Here is a 1,443-nt window from a genome sequence, read left to right as displayed (position 1 = left end):
CGGCTCCCTTCTGTTGTCAACCGGTGGCGTCGAGTGTGTTGATGCGGTCGGTCTTCCGTGGCGTGGGTGCCGGGCGTAGCGTCGGTTGTGCGGGTCCGGGAAGTGGCTGATCCGAAGTGTCGATGTGCGGGGGAAGGTCGACCGCGCTGGATTCTTGAGACGCCCCGCGGTGCCCTCCCGGACCCGTATCGACCGCTCGAGCGTCCTCGAGCAGCTGGCGGTAGATGGCGTCCGAGATCCTGCGCTTGAGGCAACGGATCGCCTCGAGAGGTCTCTTGCCCTCGGCGCGCTTGCGCGAGTAGTAGGCGCGGCCGTCGGTGTCGAGGCGGATCTGGCTGATCGCGGCGATGTGGATCATGTGGTTCATCCGCCGGTTCCCAGCGCGGGACAGCCGGTGCCGGGTCTGCTCCCCCGAGGAGGCGTCCAAGGGTGCCGTCCCGGTCCAGGAGGCGAACCGGTTGCGGTCGGCGAATCGGGTGACGTCGCCGACGTCGGCCAAGACCCGGGCAGCGACGACGGGTCCGACGCCGTGCAGGTCCATCAGATGGGAGCCGCGCTCGGTCACGATCGCCTTCAGTTCCGCGGTGGCCTTCTTGATCTTGGCCTCGACGGCAACGAGCTCGGCCAGTTCTTCCACGGCGATCCGGCGGCGGGTCTTGCCGGCGATGTCCCGGGGCCTGACCGATGCCAGCATGGCTTTGGCCTGGCCGGTGGTGATGTCCTTCTTCGCTTGTCCTGGAAGGAGTTCCGCGAGCAGTGCTTGGAGCCGGTCGACGGTCTGGACGCGGCGGCGGGTGAGCGCTTCGCGCCGGTCGGTGAGCATCCGCAGCGCCTCGAGCTCGCCGTCGAGATGCAACGTGCGCAGCGTCTTGGTGCGGACCGCGACGACCGCGATGGAGTGCGCGTCGCGGGCGTCGGTCTTGCGGTTGTGGCCGGTGTCGAAGAGCCGGATCCGGGCGGCGAGCTTGGCTGGGACATCGACGACCCGTTCGCCGTCCTCGAGCAGCCGCTGCGCCAACGGCCGGCCGGCTCCGTTGCTGCCCTCGACGGCCCAGACCCGATCGGGCCAGGCCTTCGCGTAGGCCCGCATGGCTGCGTAGCCGGCCCGGTCGGTGGTGAACCGTCCCGAACCAAGAAGCCGCTCCTGACGATCGACCGCCTCGATGGTGGCCGACAGCTTGTGCGGGTCGACCCCGATGATGACGTGCTCCATGTACCGCTCCCGCCTGTGCTCGATCCGGTGTGGACGGCGAGGTGGGCATTGCTACTACGAGCAGGGCAGTCCCTTCTTGAGCCACGCCTCGTCACGGTGACCAGCGGGCCGCAGACCGATAGTGAGCCACACCGATCGAGTTGGTGGGCAGCCGCATGGAGAGCTGCCCGCTGATCACCTAGACCGAGTCTGGCCAGACACCGGTCCTACGGGAATCGTCTAGCAGCCGC

General features: G+C 68.5%; 1 protein-coding gene. It reads right to left on the bottom strand.

The genetic code is table 11. The features are described 5' to 3' along the window. Positions 1–16: 16 nt before the first annotated feature. Positions 17–1,213 carry an IS110 family transposase gene (locus tag ACFQU3_RS13505; protein WP_385910577.1) on the bottom strand — a complete coding sequence of 399 codons (1,197 nt, stop codon included), beginning with the start codon at positions 1,211–1,213 and terminating at the stop codon, positions 17–19. Positions 1,214–1,443: the final 230 nt, after the last annotated feature.

It is taken from the genome of Terrabacter sp. GCM10028922 (assembly GCF_042666095.1).
In the GTDB taxonomy this organism is placed as follows: domain Bacteria; phylum Actinomycetota; class Actinomycetes; order Actinomycetales; family Dermatophilaceae; genus Terrabacter.
The sequence above is the reverse complement of the archived record's forward strand: the minus strand, read 5'-3'. Positions and strand labels throughout refer to the sequence as shown.